This is a genomic window from Brevibacterium sp. LE-L (genome assembly GCF_050214925.1).
Taxonomy (GTDB): Bacteria; Actinomycetota; Actinomycetes; order Actinomycetales; family Brevibacteriaceae; genus Brevibacterium.
On sequence record NZ_CP189759.1, the window covers coordinates 1,565,870 to 1,586,765 of the forward strand.

Annotated in this window: 20 protein-coding genes; 12 read left to right on the plus strand and 8 right to left on the minus strand. The window is 63.7% G+C overall.

Annotation, left to right across the window (positions count from 1 at the left end):
* Window positions 1–44 precede the first annotated feature (44 nt).
* The 7 genes from cysK (at window position 45) to ilvD (ending at window position 7,282) form a co-directional block, all read left to right on the plus strand.
* Complete coding sequence (gene cysK / locus ACQE2J_RS07040; protein ID WP_135539597.1) at window positions 45–971, plus strand: cysteine synthase A; 927 nt, start codon at window positions 45–47, stop codon at window positions 969–971.
* A gap of 187 nt (window positions 972–1,158) precedes the next feature.
* A complete protein-coding gene (gene cysE, locus ACQE2J_RS07045; RefSeq protein ID WP_135539701.1) occupies window positions 1,159–1,902 on the plus strand; it encodes a serine O-acetyltransferase in 744 nt (247 codons plus the stop codon).
* Window positions 1,903–2,070: 168 nt separating this feature from the next.
* On the plus strand, window positions 2,071–3,249 hold the full coding sequence (locus ACQE2J_RS07050) for an LLM class flavin-dependent oxidoreductase (RefSeq protein WP_426937359.1): 1,179 nt from the start codon (window positions 2,071–2,073) through the stop codon (window positions 3,247–3,249).
* On the plus strand, window positions 3,246–3,947 hold the full coding sequence (locus tag ACQE2J_RS07055; protein ID WP_426937360.1) for a CE1759 family FMN reductase: 702 nt from the start codon (window positions 3,246–3,248) through the stop codon (window positions 3,945–3,947). Before ACQE2J_RS07050 ends, ACQE2J_RS07055 begins: the two co-directional genes overlap by 4 nt.
* Before the next feature lies 1 nt (window position 3,948).
* A complete protein-coding gene (locus ACQE2J_RS07060; protein WP_426937361.1) occupies window positions 3,949–4,413 on the plus strand; it encodes a MarR family winged helix-turn-helix transcriptional regulator in 465 nt (154 codons plus the stop codon).
* Between the two features lie 67 nt (window positions 4,414–4,480).
* Window positions 4,481–5,425 (plus strand): 2-hydroxyacid dehydrogenase, encoded by a 945-nt coding sequence (locus tag ACQE2J_RS07065; protein WP_135539591.1) that lies wholly within the window; start codon window positions 4,481–4,483, stop codon window positions 5,423–5,425.
* A 144-nt stretch (window positions 5,426–5,569) separates the two neighbouring features.
* Window positions 5,570–7,282, plus strand: coding sequence for a dihydroxy-acid dehydratase (gene ilvD / locus ACQE2J_RS07070; RefSeq protein ID WP_426937362.1), 1,713 nt, complete (start codon window positions 5,570–5,572; stop codon window positions 7,280–7,282).
* 206 nt (window positions 7,283–7,488) lie between these two features.
* Here the strand turns inward: ilvD and ACQE2J_RS07075 are convergent, their stop codons facing one another.
* The 4 genes from ACQE2J_RS07075 to ACQE2J_RS07090 form a co-directional block, all read right to left on the minus strand.
* A complete protein-coding gene (locus ACQE2J_RS07075) occupies window positions 7,489–9,198 on the minus strand; it encodes an ABC transporter family substrate-binding protein (protein ID WP_135539588.1) in 1,710 nt (569 codons plus the stop codon).
* A gap of 212 nt (window positions 9,199–9,410) precedes the next feature.
* Entirely contained in the window at window positions 9,411–11,156 is a 1,746-nt protein-coding gene (locus ACQE2J_RS07080) for an ABC transporter ATP-binding protein (protein WP_240689760.1), read from the minus strand.
* Between the two features lie 5 nt (window positions 11,157–11,161).
* Window positions 11,162–12,034, minus strand: coding sequence for an ABC transporter permease (locus ACQE2J_RS07085; RefSeq protein WP_240689758.1), 873 nt, complete (start codon window positions 12,032–12,034; stop codon window positions 11,162–11,164).
* 101 nt (window positions 12,035–12,135) lie between these two features.
* Window positions 12,136–13,116 carry an ABC transporter permease gene (locus ACQE2J_RS07090; RefSeq protein ID WP_135539584.1) on the minus strand — a complete coding sequence of 327 codons (981 nt, stop codon included), beginning with the start codon at window positions 13,114–13,116 and terminating at the stop codon, window positions 12,136–12,138.
* Window positions 13,117–13,568: 452 nt separating this feature from the next.
* Between ACQE2J_RS07090 and ACQE2J_RS07095 the strand changes: the two genes are divergently transcribed.
* Window positions 13,569–14,510 (plus strand): D-2-hydroxyacid dehydrogenase family protein, encoded by a 942-nt coding sequence (locus tag ACQE2J_RS07095; RefSeq protein ID WP_135539582.1) that lies wholly within the window; start codon window positions 13,569–13,571, stop codon window positions 14,508–14,510.
* Between the two features lie 126 nt (window positions 14,511–14,636).
* Here ACQE2J_RS07095 and ACQE2J_RS07100 read toward each other — a convergent pair whose 3' ends face one another.
* A complete protein-coding gene (locus tag ACQE2J_RS07100) occupies window positions 14,637–15,458 on the minus strand; it encodes an aldo/keto reductase (RefSeq protein WP_135539580.1) in 822 nt (273 codons plus the stop codon).
* A gap of 172 nt (window positions 15,459–15,630) precedes the next feature.
* Here ACQE2J_RS07100 and ACQE2J_RS07105 point away from each other — a divergent pair, with 172 nt between their 5' ends.
* Window positions 15,631–16,605, plus strand: a complete 975-nt coding sequence (locus ACQE2J_RS07105; RefSeq protein ID WP_426937363.1) for a hypothetical protein — start codon at window positions 15,631–15,633, stop codon at window positions 16,603–16,605.
* 45 nt (window positions 16,606–16,650) lie between these two features.
* Here the strand turns inward: ACQE2J_RS07105 and ACQE2J_RS07110 are convergent, their stop codons facing one another.
* Window positions 16,651–18,021 (minus strand): PTS transporter subunit EIIC, encoded by a 1,371-nt coding sequence (locus ACQE2J_RS07110; RefSeq protein ID WP_426937364.1) that lies wholly within the window; start codon window positions 18,019–18,021, stop codon window positions 16,651–16,653.
* 84 nt (window positions 18,022–18,105) lie between these two features.
* Here ACQE2J_RS07110 and ACQE2J_RS07115 point away from each other — a divergent pair, with 84 nt between their 5' ends.
* Entirely contained in the window at window positions 18,106–18,441 is a 336-nt protein-coding gene (locus ACQE2J_RS07115; RefSeq protein WP_426937365.1) for a glucose PTS transporter subunit EIIB, read from the plus strand.
* 135 nt (window positions 18,442–18,576) lie between these two features.
* A complete protein-coding gene (locus tag ACQE2J_RS07120) occupies window positions 18,577–19,023 on the plus strand; it encodes a PTS sugar transporter subunit IIA (protein ID WP_426937366.1) in 447 nt (148 codons plus the stop codon).
* 33 nt (window positions 19,024–19,056) lie between these two features.
* Here ACQE2J_RS07120 and ACQE2J_RS07125 read toward each other — a convergent pair whose 3' ends face one another.
* A complete protein-coding gene (locus ACQE2J_RS07125; RefSeq protein ID WP_426937367.1) occupies window positions 19,057–19,575 on the minus strand; it encodes an adenine phosphoribosyltransferase in 519 nt (172 codons plus the stop codon).
* A 131-nt stretch (window positions 19,576–19,706) separates the two neighbouring features.
* On the opposite strand from ACQE2J_RS07125, the gene ACQE2J_RS07130 reads away from it, so the two are divergent.
* Window positions 19,707–20,327 carry a protein-L-isoaspartate O-methyltransferase family protein gene (locus ACQE2J_RS07130; protein WP_426937368.1) on the plus strand — a complete coding sequence of 207 codons (621 nt, stop codon included), beginning with the start codon at window positions 19,707–19,709 and terminating at the stop codon, window positions 20,325–20,327.
* Between the two features lie 32 nt (window positions 20,328–20,359).
* Here ACQE2J_RS07130 and ACQE2J_RS07135 read toward each other — a convergent pair whose 3' ends face one another.
* Window positions 20,360–20,839 carry a hypothetical protein gene (locus ACQE2J_RS07135; protein WP_426937369.1) on the minus strand — a complete coding sequence of 160 codons (480 nt, stop codon included), beginning with the start codon at window positions 20,837–20,839 and terminating at the stop codon, window positions 20,360–20,362.
* Between the last annotated feature and the right edge of the window lie 57 nt (window positions 20,840–20,896).

Sequence of the window (20,896 nt, forward strand, 5' to 3'; positions counted from 1 at the left end):
GGCCTGTGGCGGTGGGTGAATACAGAAGCGTGAAAGGACTTACATTGACCATCTTCAACAATGTCTCCGACCTGGTCGGCCGTACGCCGCTGATCCGCGTCAACAAGGCCAGCGAGCGAACCGGTGCCGAGATCGTCGCCAAGCTCGAGTCGTACAACCCCGGCAATTCCGTCAAGGACCGGATCGGCGTGGCCATGATCGACGCGGCAGAGAAGTCGGGTGAGCTCAAGCCCGGCGGCACGATCGTCGAGGCCACCTCGGGCAACACCGGCATCGCGTTGGCGATGGTCGGCACCTCCCGCGGGTACCAGGTGAAGCTGACCATGCCGGAGTCGATGTCGAAGGAGCGTCGTGCACTGCTGCGCGCTTTCGGTGCCGAGCTCGTCCTCACCGACAAGGCCGAGGGCATGAAGGGCGCTGTCGCCAAGGCTGAGGAACTCGCCGCTGACGGCGCTGTGCTCGTGCGCCAGTTCGAGAACCAGGCGAATGCTGAGATCCACAAGTCGACCACCGGCCCCGAGATCCTCGCCGACACCGACGGCAAGGTCGACATCTTCGTCTCCGGCATCGGCACCGGCGGCACCATCTCCGGTGCCGGCGCTGCCCTGCGCGAGGCCAACCCCGACGTCAAGATCGTCGCCGTCGAACCCGCCGCCTCGCCGCTGCTGACCGAAGGCAAGGCCGGCCCGCACGCCATCCAGGGCCTCGGCGCGAACTTCGTCCCCGGCATCCTCGACACCGAGATCTACGACGAGGTCGTCGCCGTTGAGAACGATGCCGCCATCGACCGTGCCCGTGAAGTCGCGAAGGAAGAGGGGCTGCTCGTGGGCATCTCCTCCGGTGCCGCGCTCGTTGCCGCCGAGGCGGTCGGCGCCCGGCCGGAGAACGCCGGCAAGCGCGTCGTCGCGATCCTGCCCGACTTCGGTGAGCGCTACCTGTCGACCCCGCTGTTCTCCGAGTACCTCGACTGACACCGAGGCATCGGCATGAGGGCGTCAAACTCCGGTTTGGCGCCCTCGCTGTCTCGGATCTGTCGACGACCACGAGGCGGCACGGCCCGAGCGAAGCGAAGCGACACACCGAGGCCGCACACCGAGGTGGCGCAGGTGCAGAATCAAAGCAGACCAGACACGACGAGTGAGCACGAGGACGGACATGATGAAAGCACTGTGGACGGCGGCCGCTGCGGCCGCGGGAGCGGCGGTCTATGGGCTCAGCCGCCCCGAGGTGCGCAAGACCCTGCGCGAAGACCTCGAGACCGTGCGCCGGCGTGATCCCGCGGCGACGAGTGATTTCGTCTCCTTGGTCTCGTATCCGGGAATGCACGCGATCTGGGCTCACCGCGGACTGCACAGGCTCTGGCAGCGCGATTCCGGCAAGACCCCGGCGCGTCTCATGTCGCAGATGGTGCGCACGCTCACCGGGGTCGAGATCCACCCGGGAGCGAAGATCGGCCGTCGGTTCTTCATCGACCACGCCAATGGAGTCGTCATCGGCGAGACCTCGGAGATCGGCGATGATGTCATGCTCTACCACCAGGTGACGCTCGGCGGCACCTCGATGGCGCAGACGAAGCGGCATCCGACGATCGGCAATCATGTGCTCATCGGCGCGGGGGCGAAGATCCTCGGTCCCGTCGTCGTCGGCGACAATTCTGCTGTCGGCGCCAACGCCGTCGTCGTCAAGGACGTCGCAGCGGATTCGAGTGCCGTGGGGATTCCCGCGACGGTGCGCGCGAAGAGGAAGCCCGACGCCGTCGTCGAGGAGACGGGGGCCGCCTCCTCCGCCTCTGGCGGCGCGAAGTCCAGCGCGGATGCCGCTGACTCGACGTCCTCCGCGGACGCGGAGAGCGCAGCGAAGTACCCGGACTTCGTCCTCGAGGATCCCGCGCTCTGGATCTGAACTCAGCCGAACTTCCCGCGAAGTGCCCCACCTCGGAGGTGGGGCACTTCTGTGTCCTCAGCGTCGTTCGGTCCCCGGGAATACTTCCACGACCATGTCTGTTAAGCTTTCAACTAGTTACTTCAAAATTGAAGCTAGTGAACGCAGTCCCGAGAAGCAGGAGCAGACATGGAATTCGGAATCTTCACCATCGGGGATGTCACGACCGACCCCACCGACGGCACCACGGTCAGCGAACACCAGCGGATCAAGAACACCGTGGAGATCGCGAAGAAGGTGGAAGAGGTCGGCCTCGACGTCTTCGCCACCGGCCAGCATCACAATCCGCCGTTCGTGGCTCCCGCGAACCCGCCGGTGCTGCTGGCCAATATCGCCGCACAGACAGAGACGCTCGAACTCTCCACGGCGACCACGCTCATCACCACGACCGACCCCGTGCGCATCGCCGAAGACTACTCGTACGCCCAGCACCTCTCCGATGGTCGCATCAGCCTCATCATGGGGCGCGGCAACACCGGACCCGTCTACCCCTGGTTCGGCAAGGACATCCGCTCGGGTGTTCCGCTGGCCGTCGAGAACTACAACCTGCTCTACCGTCTCTGGCGGGAGAAGAACCTCGACTGGGAGGGCAAGTTCCGCACTCCTCTCAACGGCTTCACCGTCACGCCCACTCCGCTGGACGAGGTGCCGCCCTTCGTCTGGCACGGCTCGATCCGCAGTCCCGAGATCGCCGAACAGGCCGCCTACTACGGTGACGGGTTCTTCCACAACAACATCTTCTGGCCCACCTCGCACACCGCCCGGATGGTCCAGCTGTACCGGCAGCGCTTTGAGTACTACGGGCACGGCACCGCGAGCCAGGCGATCGTGGGCCTCGGCGGACAGGTGTTCATGCGCAAGAACTCTCAGGATGCCGTGCGCGAATTCCGGCCCTACTTCGACAACGCCCCGGTCTACGGCCACGGCCCCAGCCTCGAGGACTTCTCGACGCAGACCCCGTTGACCGTCGGCTCGCCGCAGCAGGTCATCGAGCGGACCCTGGGCTTCCGCGACTGGGCCGGGGACTACCAGCGCCAGCTGTTCCTCATCGACCACGCCGGGCTGCCGCACAAGACCGTGCTCGAGCAGCTCGACCTCCTCGGCGAAGAGGTCATCCCGGTGCTGCGTGAGGAATTCGCGAAGGACCGGCCCGCCGAAGTTCCCGGCGCCCCGACCCACGAATCGCTCGTCATCCGCCACCGCGAGGGCCGCGACCCGGTCCCCGGCGGCGCACCGGGTTCGCGAGCATACGAGGACCGGCAGGCACGCGCCGCAGAAGCGAAGAAGGAAGGAGCCGACCAGGCATGAGCACGCAGACGATGAAGATCGTGGCCGTGAACACCTCGCTCAGCGAGGACTCGACCACACTCAAACTCACCGAACGGATCCTCGCCACAGCCGCCTCGGTGGGGGAGTCCGTGGGCACCGAGGTGGTCACCGAGATCATCAACGTCCGCAGCCTCGCCACCGCGCTCACGGATATGACCCTGACCGGCTTCCGGTCCGAAGCGCTGGAAGCGGCGTTCACGACGGTCGCGAACGCGGACGCCATCGTCTCGGTCGCCCCCGTCTACAAGGCCGCCCCGGTCGGGCTACACACACTGTTCTGGCAGCTCATCGACGATCGGACGCTGGCACGCACCCCCGTGCTCATCGCCTCCACCGGCGGCACCGCCCGACATTCCCTGGCCGGGGACGCGGTGCTGCGGCCGATGCTCGCCTATCTCAAGGGCATCGTCGTGCCGACCACGGTCTTCGCCGCCACCGACGACTGGGGTTCCGTCGAAGGCGGCCGGGCGCTCAATGCGCGCATCCGGCAGGCTGCCGAGGAGCTCGTCTCGCTGACCGCGAGCCTGACCGGGCTCGGAGTCGATGACCTCGCCGAGGCGGACGACCCGGAATCCGCGCCCGCACGATCCGTCTTCGGCGCGGTTTCGGGTGAGCGCGGCGGCGATGAGTTCGACCCCGAACGCATCACCCCGTTCGCGCAGCTGCTCGAGGGCTGAAATGACCGAGATCAGATTCGGCCTCGGCCGGGAGACCCTGGCGCAGAACGCCTGGCGGACCTACTTCGAGACATCGCAGCGGGTCCGCCAGGCCCTCGAGGCGCAGCTGAAGAACGATGCGGGTCTGACCGTCAGTGACTACAACACGCTCCTCCTGCTGTGGGAGGCGCCCGAGCGGACGCTGACGATGAGTGCCCTGGCCAGGAAACTCGTGTTCTCGCCGTCGCGACTGAACTACCGGATCAAGGTCCTCGAAGACTCGGGGCTGGTGACGAAGACTCCGTGTCCCGAGGACGGGCGTGCCCACAATGTGGCGCTCACCGAGGCCGGGGCGCAGGCGTTCCTCGCCGCCGGATCGCAGCACAAGGACTATGTCGACGAGATCTTCTTCGAGCATGTCAGCGATGAGGAGCTTGAGGTCCTCCAGTCGGTGTTCGCGCGGATCGGACGCGCTCTGCCTGAGTGACGAGGCCGGTCATCTCAGAGTGATGAAGGTCTCGGCGCCGGTTCGGGCGGCGTGTCAGAATGAGGGCATGTCCATCACCACGATCGCATTCCCGAATTCCGAGCTCCGCAACCGGGTGATCGCCCAGATCCCCGCCCACCAACGGGCCAATGTCGACCTCGTCGTCTTCTCCGATGCCGAGCGTTCGCCGAAGCTCAGCCACGATGACGTCGACGTCGTCGTCCTGCCGTATCTGAATTCCGGCCCGACCATCGAGATGCTCGACGAGCTGACGAACCTGCGGCTCGTCATCACCCAGACGACCGGTTACGACCCCGTGGCGCATCTGCCCGAGCGCGGCATCGAGGTCGCGACCGCCTCGGGAGTGCACACCGGAGGAACCGCCGAGCTCGCGCTCGCCCTGACCCTGGCGAGCCTGCGCGGCATCGATGACGCCGTGCGCTCACAGGTCTCCCGGACGTGGGAGCATCACCGGTACCGGTCCCTGCAGGATCGTCGGGTGATGATCGTCGGCGTCGGCGAGATCGGTTCGGCCATCGCCGACCGCTTCGACCCGTTCGAAGTTCAGCTCACCCGTGTCGCCTCGAGTGCGCGTGAGGACGACCGCGGCAAGATCCACGGCGTCGATGAGCTGCCCCAGCTGCTTCCCCACACCGAGGTGGTCGTGCTCATCACCCCGCTCAACGAGGGCACGCACCACCTCGTCGATGCCGAGTTCCTCGGACTGCTGCCCGACAATGCGCTCATCGTCAATGTCGCCCGCGGCAAGGTCGTCGATACCGACGCTCTCGTGGCCGAGCTGACGACCGGGCGCCTCCACGCCGCTCTCGACGTCACCGACCCCGAGCCGCTGCCGCGGAATCACCCGTTGTGGGGGACGCCGAATACGCTCGTGACTCCGCATGTCGGCGGGGACACCTCGGCCTTCGAGCCGCGGGTCGTGAAGATCCTCGCCGAGCAGGTCCGCCGGATCAACGACGGTGAGAAACCGGTCAACCTCGTCAAGATCTGAGGCACCGACAATAGGTCATGAGAGCCTGACCTAAGCAGGGTCGAATCGTCGGCTGAGCGACCGACTCTCGCATGGTGCCCAGGAGAGGTTCCACCATGCGAGAGTCGGGCGTGCGGATGCTGGAATCGGGCGTAGCATGCCTGCATGAGCATCGATACGAACACGAACACCCCCGACATCAAACCCCGTTCCCGCGATGTCACCGATGGGCTCGAAGCCACCGCTGCGCGCGGCATGCTGCGCGCCGTCGGCATGGGCGACGACGACTGGGTCAAACCCCAGATCGCCATCGCGACCTCGTGGAACGAGATCACGCCCTGCAATATGTCGCTGCAGCGCCTCGGCCAGGCCTCCAAAGAAGGTGTCCACGAGGCCGGCGGCTTCCCGTTGGAGTTCGGAACCATCTCGGTCTCCGACGGCATCTCCATGGGCCATGAGGGCATGCACTACTCGCTGGTCTCCCGCGAGGTCATCACCGACTCCGTCGAAACGGTGATGAGTGCCGAGCGGCTCGACGGTTCGGTCCTCATGGCCGGCTGCGACAAGTCGATTCCCGGAATGCTCATGGCCTCCGCCCGCCTCGGGCTGTCCAGCGTGTTCCTCTACAACGGTTCGATCATGCCGGGGACGGCGAAGCTCTCGGACGGCTCGGAGAAGGAAGTCACCCTCATCGACGCCTTCGAAGCCGTCGGCGCCTGCCGGGCGGGGACGATCACCCAAGGTGACGTCGACGCCATCGAGCGCGCCGTCTGCCCCGGTGAGGGTGCCTGCGGCGGAATGTACACGGCGAACACCATGGCCTCTGCGGCCGAAGCCATGGGCATGTCGCTGCCCGGCTCGGCCGCCCCGCCGGCCATCCACCGCAACCGCACGATGTTCGCGCGGAAGTCTGGCGAAGCCGTCGTCGAACTGCTGCGTCGCGGCATCACGACGAAGGACATCATCACGCGCGAATCGCTGCACAATGCGATCGCCGTGGTCATGGCCTTCGGCGGCTCGACCAATGCCGTGCTCCACCTGCTGGCCATCGCCCACGAGGCCGGTGTCACCCTCGAGCTCGACGACTTCAACCGCATCGGCGATAAGGTCCCGCACCTGGGCAACGTCAAGCCCTTCGGCCAGTACGTGATGAACGACGTCTTCAAGATCGGCGGCGTGCCCGTGATCATGAAGGCCCTGCTCGACAACGGGCTGCTCAACGGCGACTGCATGACGGTGACCGGCAAGACCGTGGCCGAGAACCTCGAGTCCATCAACCCTCCGGACCCGGACGGGAAGATCCTGCGGGCCCTGAACAATCCGATCCACGCCACCGGCGGTCTCACCGTGCTGCAGGGATCGCTGGCACCCGAAGGTGCCGTGGTGAAGTCGGCCGGCTTCGACGCCGACGTCTTCGAAGGCACGGCGCGCGTGTTCAACCAGGAGAAGCCGGCCATGGACGCCGTGCTCAACGGTGAGCTGAAGAAGGGCGATGTCGTCGTCATCCGCTATGAGGGTCCCAAGGGCGGCCCCGGAATGCGCGAGATGCTCGCGATCACCGGAGCCATCAAGGGCGCAGGAATCGGCAAGGACGTCCTGCTGCTCACCGACGGCCGATTCTCCGGAGGATCGACCGGTCTGTGCATCGGCCACATCGCTCCCGAGGCCGTCGACGGCGGCCCGATCGCACTCGTCGAGGACGGGGACCAAATCACCGTCGACATCGCCGCTCGCTCCATCGAGCTCCACGTCGATGAGGAGGTGCTCGCCGAACGTCGCAAGACCTGGACGATCCCGGACAACCACCGCCTGACCGGTGTGCTCGGCAAGTACGCGAAGCTCGTGCAGTCGGCGTCGAAGGGCGCGGTCTGCTTCTGAGCATGTCCTGATCAGCCGCTGACCGTCGTCCGCGGCAGAACGAACACCAGCGCCGAGGTGGCGCAGACGATTCGTCTGCGCCACCTCGGCGCTTCTGTGCGTTTTCCGTTGGCACTGCCGAAGCAGGGAGAGGGAACGGAGGAAGCAACTGGGGCCGCTGCCTGTCGGCAGCGGCCCCAGCCACTCAGACGAGAATCACCTGAGGATCACTTGAGCTTGTCAGATCCCTTGACGTATCCGATCTTCGTCCAGTCGGGGCTTTCGAAGCCGAAGGCGCCGTAGTTGGCGAGGTCGGGGTTGACGACGAAGAAGTCGTAGGACTGCCACAGCGGGATGACGCCGGCGACGTCCCAGAGCTTATCGTCTGCCTGATTCATCAGATCTGCTCGCTCGTCTTCATCGGTGGAAGTCGCTGCCTTGTTGAGGAGCTTGTCGACTTCCTTATCACCGATGTTGCTGAAGTTCTGGCCGCCATTGGTCTTCCAGATCGAGTCGCCGCTGGAGAGGAACGGGTTGCCTGAGTAGCCGAACAGCGTCATATCGTACTTGCCGGGATCGATGTACTTGGCGAAGAGATCCGTCGGCGGAACCTTGTGCTCCTTGACTGTGACACCGATCTCCTTGAGGTTCTCCTGGACAACGGGCAGGACTGCTTCGTTCGTCTTCGAACCGTCGTTGTAGACGTATTCGAGTGTGATCGGCTCGCCGTCCTTCGTCGCCTTGCCCGAGTCGTCGTACTCGTAGCCGGCGTCTTCGAGCATCTTCTTTGCGGCGTCCGCGTCAGCATCGGCGCGACCGTCAGAGGTGTCCTTGTACCCGTTCTGATTGGTCATGAGCATGCGGTTGTTGAGCTGCTCGGTGTCCTTCGGGTAAGGCATCGTCGAGTTGACCGAGAGGAAGATCTCCTTGCGGTCGAGGGTCTTGAAGACCGCCTGGCGCAGAGTCTCATCAGCCAACGGTCCGCCCTTTTCACCGTTGAGAGTGATGTGGCTCCAATCCGGTGCTGATGCGCGGCGCAGTTCGGCACCATTGTCGATCATCGGCTTGACGACAGAGTATTGGGCAGGAACCGTGGTCTCAATGGCATCGAGCTGTCCGTTCTGGAAGCTTGAGGCCGCTGCCGAAGGATCTTCGATCGTGGTGATGAGGACAGAATCCAGGGGAGCCTTGTCTCCCCACCAGTTGTCATCGGGCTCCATCTGGACGGTCTTGTTCTTCGAATCGATCTTCTTGACCTTGTACGGTCCTGCGGTGACCTTCGGACCATCGACCCACGCATCGTTGAAGGTCTTTGCATCCTTGACGAGAGAGTCGGGGGCAACGTCGGCCAGCCCCTTCCAGTCCGCGTAAGGTTCTTTGAACGTCACCCTGGCAGTGAGGTCGTTGTCGCCTTTCTCGATCTTCTTGACCTGGTCATAGCCCTCGGAGGACACGATATTGTAGTCCTCCTTCGACCCGTCCATCGTCTTGAAGACATTTTCAATGGACTTGTAGTCGATCGGAGTGCCGTCCGACCACTTCATACCCTCGTTGAGTTCGATCTCGACGACGAGAGGATCCTCGGAGACCACGTCGAGGCGTTTCGTGTAGTTCTTGTTCGGGACGACCTCGCCATCGGCCGTGTAGCTGTACAGATCGGGATAGATCATATCCATCATGTCGTTGGTATTGGTCTCGTATCCGTCGAGATTGAGGATGTTCCAGTTCGCGGGGAACGCATTGTTCGTCAGTCGCAGGTCGCCTCCGTCGCCGACCTCACCGCGGTCTTTCGCATTGATCTCATTGGCGCTGGCGTCGAGCGCATTGTCATCGCCGTCCTTGCCGCCGCCTTCGGGTGCTTGAGAACACCCTGCCAGCGCGAGACCCGCGATTGCCATGGCGGCGACTCCGCAGGTGAACTTCTTTCTGAGAATCATTTTCTGCATCTCCTTTGATTTCGAGGCCGCCGCCTTGCGACGGTATTCGGCCGGTGCGGGGCTGAGAAGCTGAGCCGGTGGTGTCCTCACCACGAACTCACATGGTGGTCAAGCTCTTGAGACGTTGCTTGTTGGATGCTCCTTTACGGTTCGGGCGCGCAGTCGAACGGCCGGGGGCGAGTGACAGCCGGCAAGAGCGATGAGTTCTCTCGTCATCGGGACTCACCAAAACCGGAGAACGCCTCGGCATCGATCGTGGTGCTGCGGTGAGCCCGGGCCTTGGCCGGATCAGGGATCGGAACTGCAGCAAGCAGCTCGCGGCTGTACGCGTGCCGCGGGTCGTCGAAGACGTTTGCGGTGTCTCCTATTTCGACCAGCTTTCCGGACTTCATCACCGCGATGCGGTCGGAGATGTGACGGACGACCGACAGATCGTGGGAGACGAATAGGAAGCTCACGCCCAATCGGGACCTGAGGTCGGCAAGCATCTTCAGCACTCCGGCCTGAACAGTGACGTCCAGGGCGCTGGTCGGCTCGTCGAGAACGATGAGTTTCGGCTCGCAGGCCAGTGCGCGAGCCACCCCCACACGCTGTCGCTGACCGCCGGAGAACTGGGCCGGATACCGAGAAGCATGTTCGGGCGTGAGGCCGACGGTCGTCAGCAGCCAATCGACCCGCTCATTCATACGTTCCTTGCTGTACCCCTGAACCTGCATCGGCTCCTTGAGGATGTCGCTGATCGGCATCCTCGGATCCAGTGCCGCCATCGGGTCTTGGAACACTACCGTCACGTCGCTGCGCATCGTCGCTCGGTCTGCGCGAGTGAGCGAAGAAGTGTCTTTGCCGTTGATCCTGATCGTGCCCTTCTGCGGCTTGCGCAGCTGCATGATCTCCAGCAGGGTAGTGGTCTTACCCGATCCGGATTCACCGACCAGAGCAAGGCATTCGCCTTCACGGATGTCGAACGAAATGCCGTCTACGGCCCGTTGCTCGCCGATCTTCTTACGGATGAGCGCACCCTTGGTGATAGGGAAGATGCGTTCGAGGTCGGTCACCTCGAGGACGACGGGACGCTTCTCCCGAGGGAGGAGGGTCTCGGAGACCTCAGCAACTTTGGCCATCGCCGAACCCGCGATGCTCTTCGATTCGCTCGGATCGTCGAGATCGATACGCGGCACTGCGGCCAAGAGATCTCGGGTGTACTTCTCCCTGGGTCTGTAGAAGATCTCCTCGACATCCCCTTCCTCAACCATCCGCGATTCCTTCATGACCAAGACGCGGTCGGCGAACCCGGCCACCACGCCCATGTCATGCGTGATGAGAACGGTGGCGGCACCAAGCATTTCCTGTGCCGACTTGAGCAGGTCCATCACCTGCGCCTGGATAGTGACGTCCAGGGCGGTTGTCGGTTCGTCGGCGATGATGAGTTCGGGTTCATTGGCGATCGCCATGGCGATCATGGCTCGTTGCCGCATTCCGCCGGAGTACTCGTGCGGATACTGTTTGGCGCGCCTGCTCGGATCCGGGATGCCGACAGAGTCGAGGAGTTCGACCGAGCGCGCATCAGCTTTGGCTTGTGATACCTCGGGGTGATGGATCCGAACGACCTCGGAGATCTGTCGACCGACTTCGTAGACGGGAGTCAAAGCCGACAATGGGTCCTGGAACACCATCGAAACCGTGTTTCCGCGGAGGGTGGACAGTTGTCTGTCATTGAGCTCGAACATGTTGCGGCCGAGCAGGTCGATGCGACCAGAGACGCTCGCGTTGACCGGCAGCAGCCCCATCACGGCCAGCGAACTGACGGATTTGCCCGAACCGGATTCCCCGACGATCGCCAGGGCCTCGCCCTTCCTGACCTCGTAGGACAGGTTCTGGACCGCATGAACGGTGTTGGTTTCGGACGGGAACGATACGCTCAGATCGTTCACTGTGAGCACAGTGTCAGTCATTGTCATCGGCCTCAGAGTCTGCTGGAATCGCTGGTCGGGTCGAGGGCGTCTCGCAGCGCCTCGCCCATCATGTTGATGGAGATGACGAGCGCCGCGAGCACCATTGCGGGCGGGATCCAGGTGTACGGAGCTGAGATGTTGTAGTCCTGGAGCACAGTTCCCAGCGAGACCTGCGGGTACTGAATGCCGAAGCCGATGAACGACAGACCGGTTTCGCCGAGGATCGCAGCACTGACGCCGAGCGTCGTGTCGATGATGATCCAGCTGGCGATATTGGGAATGATGTGACGCAGGATGTTGACGACAGGATTGACTCCCATGAACTTGGCCGCTTCGACGTATTCGGTCCTGACCAGCTGCTGGGTCATGGCGCGCAGGACACGAGCGGTGAGCATCCAGGCGAACAGAGACAGCAGCGGGATCATCCACAGCCATGATGCCTGTTGGAGCGCCGGGCTGAAGAGCATCATCAGCAGAAGCGCGGGGACGACGAGGAAGAGGTTCGTCAGGTTGACGAGGAATCCGTCGGCAATCGCGCCCCATTTTCCTTTGCTGCTGACGTAGCCGGCAACGGTGCCGACGAGTACTGCGAGGAGCGAGGTGAGGATGGCGGTGCCGATACCGATGACCAGCGAGATCCTCAGTCCCTGCATGGTTCGGGCGAAGATGTCGAGTCCGTTTTCGTTGACTCCGAACCAATGGTACTGCGTCGGTCCGGTCAGTGAATTCGCGAGATCGCGTTCGAACGGCCCGTACTGGTAGATCATCGGCGCGAAGATCGCGACGAGGATCAGCAGCACGAAGGTCGTCAGTCCGATCCAGGCACCCGAGCTGCGGAAGAACCTGCGTCGGATGAGAGCCGTCCGTCCGAGGGGTGCCGGCACGTGAACATTCTCGTCGGTCCGGTCCGGATCTGGCACATGTGTCGGATCTGGTGTACCGAGCGTCGTGTTCCAGACTCCTGAACTCTCTTTACTCAATGCTCTCACCTCACCCGGGGATCGAGGACGCCCTGCAGGAAATCTGCAAGGGTTGCTGACAGCAGGGTCAGTACGGCTGTGTAGAGCACAACTCCCACCGTTCCGTTCACGTCGGCCAGCGAAATCGAGGAAATGGCGAAGCGGCCGATGCCTTGCCAGTTGAACATGAGCTCAACGAACAGCGAGCCGGCGAAAGCCGCCCCGACTGCAAACGCGAAGTACTGTCCCATGGGGATCAGAGCCATGCGCAGACCGTGGCGTGTCATCGCTTGGCCGCGGCGAAGCCCCTTCGCGCGAGCCGTTCTCAGATAGTCGCTGCCGAGCACGTCAAGGGCCGTGACTTTCATATACCTGGAATACGAAGCTGCGGCAGTTGCGGTGAGAACGATCGTCGGCATCACCAGAGCCTTGATCTGATAGGAGATCGCGTCCCATGACCCGGGCTCGAGGAGAGGATTGATGGGGTTGATAGCCGGCAGACCCCAGCCGGTGAGGTCGAGGACACCTTGGTTGATCTGTTGGACGATGAGGATGATCACCGGTGTCGGAAGGGCCAGGATGAGAAACGAACCGAAGGTGAAGGCCCGGTCGTCGATCGAGCGGCGGCGAACAGCCGAGACCATTCCGAGGGCGACGCCGAGAACGGTTCCGATGATCGTACCGAGCAGCACCAGGCGCAGGCTGATGGGCACACGGTTGAGCAGCTCTTCCCAGACCGGGACCATCGCCTTATTGGTGCCTGTGGTGACGCCGAGGTCACCGCGGACCAATCCGCCGAGCCAGTTCGCATACCGCTGGAACAGCGGCACATCCGGATTGATGTTGCGAGCATCCAAGTACTGCTGCGCGGTCTCGAGGGGGACCGGTTCCTTCGCGATGGGAGGGTAGAGGATTGCTTCGGGATGCATCAGGCCGGCGGCCAGAAGGTAGGCGAAGCTGGAGGCGACGAATGCCAGAATCAGGTAGGTCAGTGTTCGGATGGACATGAACCTAAGCACTGAGACTCCTTTGTCGTTTGCTCAGGTTGGGGAAAGTCTTCATTCCAGGTGGAACCCTTGTGGTCGACGGTGATCAGATGTGACGTGTACTACATTCAGGGTATCCGACATTTGGACAATTTCAGCAAGGCATCCTAAAAAATTTGACGATATGATTAGTCTCGTGATTTGGATAGATGTCGCCATCGTGGCTATCGGGGCCGTTGCCGCGGTCGCGGTGAGCGATGTCCTGGAACATCGAAATCTGCCGACATGGCCGGTTGGGCTCATCGCGGTGGCTGGGTTCATCTTCGCGGGTCTGACTTACAGTTCATGGCTTGCGGCTGGTGCTCTGGGTATCGGCTGCGGGGCGCTGATCGTGTCTGCACGAGGATTTGTTCAGATGGTGATGGAGCGACGCAGTCGTCGCACGGACTCGCGGACAGACCGAGGGGAATGACATGCGCATCGTCGTACTCGATGACTATCAGCAGGTGGCCGCGGATTTCGCGGACTGGTCCCGTCTTGACTCCGAGGTCGAGTTCGTCCACCGTCCCATCGTCGACGACGATGACCTGGTCAAGGTGCTCACCGGCGCCGAGGTGGTCGTGGCGATGCGGGAGAGAACCGCGTTCACGGCCGGCCGACTGGCACGACTGCCGGATCTGCGGCTGCTCGTGACCACGGGGCGGGTGAATGCCTCCATCGATGTGGAGGCGGCGCATACGCAGGGGATCGTGGTCTGCGGAACCGAGTCGACCACCTCGGCGACGCCGGAGCTGACCTGGGGACTCATCCTCTCCGTTCTGCGCAGCATCCCGGCCGAGGACGCCTCGGTCCGCAGCGGAGGCTGGCAGACGAGCGTCGGGGGAGACCTCGACGGACACCGCCTCGGCGTCGTCGGTCTGGGCCGGCTGGGAACGAAGGTGGCCAGGGTGGGTGCGGCCTTCGGGATGGACGTCGTGGCGTGGAGCCAGAATCTCGAGGCCGAACGGGCCGCAGCACTGGGGGTGCGAGCGGTGAGCAGGGAGGAACTGTTCTCGACCGCCGACGTCGTCACGATCCATTACAAGCTCAGTGAGCGCAGCCGTGCTCTGGTCTCGGCAGCCGAGCTTCAACTCATGAAACCAGACAGCATCCTCGTCAACACCTCCCGGGCGGGACTCGTCGACACCGACGCGCTCATCGCGGCACTGGAGGCGGGACGGATCCGCGGCGCGGGACTCGACGTCCATGACCTCGAACCACTGCCGGTCGGCCACCGTCTGCGCAGCACCCCGCGCACGGTGCTCACCCCGCATCTCGGCTATGTCACCGAGGACACGTACCGGATCTTCTTCACTCAGGCAGTTGAGGACATCGAAGCCTGGGCCGCAGGCGAGCCGATCCGCGTCCTCGGCTAGAGACCCCAGCCGCTGACGACGACGAAGCCGCCGGAGAGTCGGAACTCTCCGGCGGCTTCCGCATTGCCCGGCGGGCCCTGCCAAGGGGCGGTCCGCCTCGGTGAGGGCCGGCCTGTCAGGACAGTGTCAGTTGACCTCGGCGGGATCGGCAGAGACGCGGCCGCCGTTCTCCAGCGCATCGATCGACGCGATCTCGGAATCGCTGAGCTCGAAGTCGAAGACGTCGAAGTTCTGCGCCATCCGGTCGCGGTTGTTCGACTTCGGGAAGAGGATGTGGCCCTTCTGCAGGTGCCAGCGGATGATGGTCTGGGCCCAGGACTTGTCGTGGGCCGCGGCGATCTCACCGATGACGGTGTTCGCGTAGTCGACCTGGCCCTGGCCCAGCGGTCCCCAGGCTTCGATCCTGATGTCATTGGCTGCCAGCACGGGACGAGTGTCGACCTGCTGGAACTGCGGGTGGCACTCGATCTGGTCGACAGCCGGGATGATGCCGGTGTCGAGGATCTCCGGAAGGTAGCGGTGGTCGAAGTTCGATACGCCGATCGAGGTGGTCAGCCCCTGGTCGCGGTAGGCGGGGAAGGCCTCCCAGGTTTCGACGGAGTTCTTGTTCTCCGGGGTCGGCCAGTGGATGAGGTAGAGGTCGACGTGGTCGAGGCCGAGCTTTTCGAGGCTCTCGCCCAGCGCCCGCTTGGACTCTTCGGCACCGTGGCGGTCGTTCCACAGCTTCGTGGTGACGAAGAGCTCGTCGCGGGCGATCCCGGACTTCGCGATCGCTCGGCCCACGCCCTCCTCATTGCCGTAGATGGCAGCCGTGTCGATGTGGCGGTAGCCGACTTCGAGGGCATCGGTGACGATGCGCTCGGTCTCCTCGGGGTCGACCTTGAAGACACCGAAGCCCAACTGCGGGATCGTCTTGCCGTCGTTGAGGGTGAGTGTGGGAACCGTCATGGTGCCGCCTTTCGTCACGGGTTGTGTGGTGGTCTTGCCACGAGCCTATAACGTCAAGGTCGACGGTGGAATTCCATGGCCACGTCCCAGGTGTGAGGCGTGAAGCAGTCATGTGCCAGAACTGTCACTGCCTGCTCCGGCCCGGCCAGAGCGGTGAGAATAGGCTGAGGGTATGCAGCAGCGAAGCAGACGACGACCCCGGCAGACACCGCTTGCCCTCACCGTGACGGCAATCCTCCTCGGCCTGGTCGGATGCCTCCCGGCCCCCGACCTCAGCGACCGGGCCGAAGAGATCGCCGGTGTGCTCTCTGGCATGTCCGGGGTCGATGACGTCGACCACTCCTATCGGAACGGGTTCGATTCCGGTCAGGTGCTCGACTTTCGAGTCCGGATGGGGGCCGGCGCCGCTGACAACGAGGCCATCGATGTCGTAACGGCGCTCAATGCCGAAGTCGGATCAGAGTTCGCAGACTACAGTCGCGGGCTGACGCTGAGGTTCGACGACTTCACAGCAGATATTCGAGGCGTGCCCGATGCTGATCAGCTGCGGCCGCGGCTGGTGGGGATGAAGAAGCTGAACGCGTCACTGCATCCCGACCATCTCAGCTGGCAGATCCGCAATGACACGGACATAGCGGACTCGTTGGATGTCCGGGGCTTGAGCGCCGACGCTGACACCGCTGTCTCCGCTGTCCGAGACGTGGTCGGACGAGACCGGGTGCAGGTCACCGTCGCACCCCATCGGCAAGCCGCGTGGACCGTGATGTTCCCCTATTCCGCACAGGAGCAGAACAGGTTGGTCGGGGTGCTTCGACCGAGTATTCCCGAAGTGGAGAAGGTTGAGATCAGCGACGACCGACTCAACTCTGTGACCGCGCGTCTGGAGGCCGGAACGGATGCGGCACCGCGCCTGATGACGATCATCGACAGGATCGATGCCGGGACCTCACACCCGTGGACGCTCTCGTGGACGGCAGGGCAACCGACTCACAGCGGCAGCGGTTTGGCGACCGGAGCGACCGTGAGCGTCGGAGGATGCGACTACGTGCATGACAGCAAGTGGGAGCGTGAGCCCGACGAATACTACACCCCCAGTGCGCTCGCGGTCCGCGATCAGCTGCGAGGAAAGTATGACACCTGCGGCTGAGTCCAGGGCCGCGGATCTGCGCAGTCGACGCCGGCCGTCGGAAGGTCAACTTCGCCCTTCGTCCTGAGCCCGCTTCTTGCCCGTGGACTCCTCGGCAGCGACCTGAGCCTCATCGAAGACGGAAGGAGCCTCGGTGCCGTTCTCGTTTTCGTCTTCGCGACCGGGTGTGTGCAGATTGAATCGGATGATCGCCCAGCGGAAGAGGAAGTAGTACACGACGGCATAGGCCAGGCCGATGACCAGCAGGAGGAGGACGGGGCCGATGCCTCCTGACAGTTCGGAGGCGCGACCCAGGTTGAGCAGGTAGTCCAGAGCGCCGGCAGAGAAGCCGAACCCGGATTTGATGCCGAGCGCATTCACCAGCGCCAACGACGAACCGGTGAGCACGGCATGGACCGCGTAGAGCGGGAACGCGACATAGGCGAATGCGTATTCGAGCGGTTCCGTGATTCCGGTGATGAAGGCGGTGAGAGCCACGGAGAGCATGATCCCGCCGACGACCTTGCGGCGCTTCGGATGGGCGGTGCGATAGATCGCCAGGGCCGCGGCCGGCAGGGCGAACATCATGATCGGGAAGAAGCCGGTCATGAACGATCCTGTCCAATCTGCAGTGCCGTCCACCCCGGAGAAGAAGCACGTGATGTCGCCGTGCACGGTGTCTCCCGAGGAATTCGTGCACGAACCCAACTGGAACCACGGCAGATTGTTGAGAAGGTGATGAAGCCCGAATGGGATGAGGAGTCGGTTGACGGTGCCGAAGACGAATCCAGTGCCCGGGTTGGCGCCGTGTTCCATGAGGAAGCCGCCCACGCCCTTGTTGATGAGAGTGTCGAAGACAGGGTAGATGAGGCCCATGATCACAGCGATGAACATCGAGGCGATCGCGGTGACGATCGGAACGAAGCGGCGACCGCCGAAGAAACCGAGGTAGGTCGGAAGTTTGATCCGGTGGTAGCGCTGATAGAGAAGCGCGGTGACGATACCGACGACGATGCCGCCGAGCACTCCGTAGTTGATGACGTTCTCACCCTCACCATTGTCCGAGCCGAAGACCGGAGCCAGCGCGGTGAAGACGCCGTTGAGGACCATATAGCCGACGACGGCAGCCAGTGCCGTGGAACCGTCGGCCTTCTTGGCGAAGCCGATGGCGACACCGACGGCGAAGATCAGCGGCAGATTGTCAAACAGAGCGGAGCCGGCGGCGGCGAAGACCGTCGCCACCGGCAGCAGCCAATCCGCGAACTTGCCGAGACCATCGGAACCGAGCATGTCCGGCTGTCCGAACCGCATCAGCAGGGCCGCGGCCGGCAGCACCGCGATCGGGAGCATGAGAGAACGGCCGACGCGCTGAAGTTGCGCGAATCCCGGCACCGTCCTCTTGCGTTTCTTCGGTGACTCGGCGGATGCAGTGGTCATCGGATTCCTCCTCGGGGGTGGGTCGATCGGATGCCGGGGTCCGATCGATGATCGGACCCTCGGCACAGGACCGGTGGTTCGTCGATGCCGTGCGACACGGCCACGAGTCGCCGTAGACTTGTGACACAGATCGCAGAATGTGAAATCGACGCCGGCGCTTCAGCGCCGGAGATGAAGGTGACAGATATGGACAAAGCAGCGCAGATTCTCGCCGGCCTGGGTGGCGCCGACAACATCGACGACATCGAAGCGTGCATCACTCGGCTGCGTGTCGAGGTCGGCGATGACGCACTCGTCGACGAGCAGGCGCTCACTGCCGCCGGCGCGTTCGGGGTCATGGTCCAGGGCAGCGCGGTCCAAGTCGTCGTCGGTCCGGAGGCCGACAACCTCGTCGACGACATCGAAGACCTCATGGGCTGAGTCATGTACTCGCCCTCCTTGTTCAACAGCGAACCTTGTCTGTGACCTTTGACACACGACAGTCTAGGTGAAAAGCTCCGATCCAGTGGTGAACGAATCCAGCAGTCGACGAAGGGCAGGAAGACGAGAGTGACAGTGACGATCTCATCTCCCATCACCGGTACGGTGATCCCTTTGACGGAAGTCCCCGATCCCGTCTTCGCGAAAGCGCTCGTCGGCCCTGGGACAGCCATCGATCCCGGAGACGCCGCGACGCTGACGGTCACGGCCCCCGTGTCCGGTACGGTGACGAGTCTCAAGCCTCATGCGTTCGTCATCTCCCACCGACCCGATCAGGGGGTGCTCGTCCACCTCGGCATCGACACCGTGCACCTGTCCGGTGCGGGTTTCACCATGTGCGCCGAGGTGGGGCAGCAGATCCAGGAAGGTGAGGAAGTCATCGTCTGGGACACCGCGGAATCACGTGAGGCAGGGAAGTCCGTGGTCGTGCCGGTCGTGGTCCTCGAAGCCGATGCGCAGGCGCTGACGATCGCCGAGGCCGGTCCGATCGCCGCAGGCGAGACCATCATCCGCGTCGACTGAGACAGGTGTCGCTCGCGGCTCGGGCGAGTCGCCTCAGTCGGAGAAGAGGGCGTGGACCTCTCCCGCGTGCTCTCTGCCGCCGAGGCCGGTCAGTTCGAGTACGACTGCCGAACCGATGACCTCGGCGCCGAGGTCGGCCACGAGTGCCTGAGCCGCGCTCAGTGTTCCTCCGGTGGCGAGGATGTCGTCGACGAGGAGGACGCGTGCGCCCTCTCCCAGCACATCCGGTGCTTCGATCGTGGCGGTGCCGTATTCGAGTGAGTAGGAGGCTGCAGCGGCGGGCTTCGGGAGTTTGCCGGCTTTGCGGATGGGCAGGATGCCGACGCCGGTCATGGCCGCGATCGTGCCGGCGAAGAGGAACCCACGGGCCTCGAGCCCGCCGACGAAGTCGAACTGCCCGGCGAAGGGTGCGATGAGCGCCTCGGTGACGGCCCGCAGCGCGGGACCGTCGGCGATGAGCGGTGAGATATCGCGGAAGTTCACTCCCGGCTCAGGATGGTCGGGGATCGAGGTGATGAGGGACTTCGCGCGGTCCAGTTCGGTAATCGTCACGGGTCAACGATACTCGGTGGCCCCACAGAGTCTCCTGCGGGTCCGGCGCGGGTCTTGAAATCTGCGGGCGCTCGCCGCAGACTGCCGAAGAGGGCGACACCCGCCGTCATACACCCGGACAGGAGGCGACGATGGCCGACGATCGCAGGCGACTGTCGGTGACCGAGGCGTTCGAGGCGGTGCCGCGTGCCCATTTTCTGCCCGCAGCCGAACGGAGGCACTCGGCCAGCAACGTGCCCTTGGCGATCGGCCACGGTCAGACGAACTCCCAACCGAGCACGGTCGCCGATATGCTCGAACTCCTCGAAGTCCGCCGCGGCGATCGGGTCCTCGACCTCGGTTCCGGCTCGGGGTGGACGACGGCGCTGCTGGCAGTGCTCGTCGGGGAGGAGGGGCAGGTGAACGGTGTCGAAAGGCACCGTGGACTCGTCGAGTCCTCGCAAGCGGTGATCGGAGGATTCGAGCAGGAGAGCGCTCGACGAATCGAGGGAGGACTCGCTGCGGTCGACATTCATGAGGCGAGGTCAGGGGTGCTCGGGCTGCCCGATGCCGCTCCGTTCGACAGGATCCTCGTCTCGGCCGGTGCCGAGGAGATGCCCGTCCAGCTGGTTGCTCAGCTGGAGATCGGCGGCATCATGGTCATCCCTGTACAGGGGGAGATGCTCAAGGTCACGCGCACCGGAGTCGACGTCGATGACATCGCGATCACGGGGCACGGTCGGTACCGCTTCGTTCCCCTCATCCGCGAGTGATCGCGCTGGCCGCTCGTCCACATCCCCCAGGCTCACCGGGACGGAGCATGATCGACCTTCCGGGATTCCCTGCGTCGGTGGACGAACCATGAGATGGTGACGACGAGTCCGAGGAAGATGAAGGGTATGAGCGTAAAGATGTCCGAACCGTCGAACCCCGCCCGCCAGGACCAGGGCAGCAGGGGGTGTCCGAGCCTCCCTTCGGCGATGATCAGTCCGCAGACGAGGGGAATGAAGATGAGCCCGAACGCCAAGCCCGACAGCGACGTCTTCTCGACTTCCTTACCGGGCGGAATGCTCAGATCGACACCGCGTTTGCGTACATAGCGCTGTGTCGCTCTGCGGGGGAGTTCGAACAGCGTGCCGACGAGCACGAGGATGCCGGCCCACCACAGGCCCGAGGCGATGAACACCAGACAGATGACGCAGGCGATCCACTGGGCCACCGTATAGCCGCGGGCAATGGCATCAGTGATGATCTGACGTTCACGATCGTCGACATCGGCATCCATGCGTCCTCCTCGTCGCGTCGACTTCCTGTCAATGTGCAATATACATTGCTGAAACAG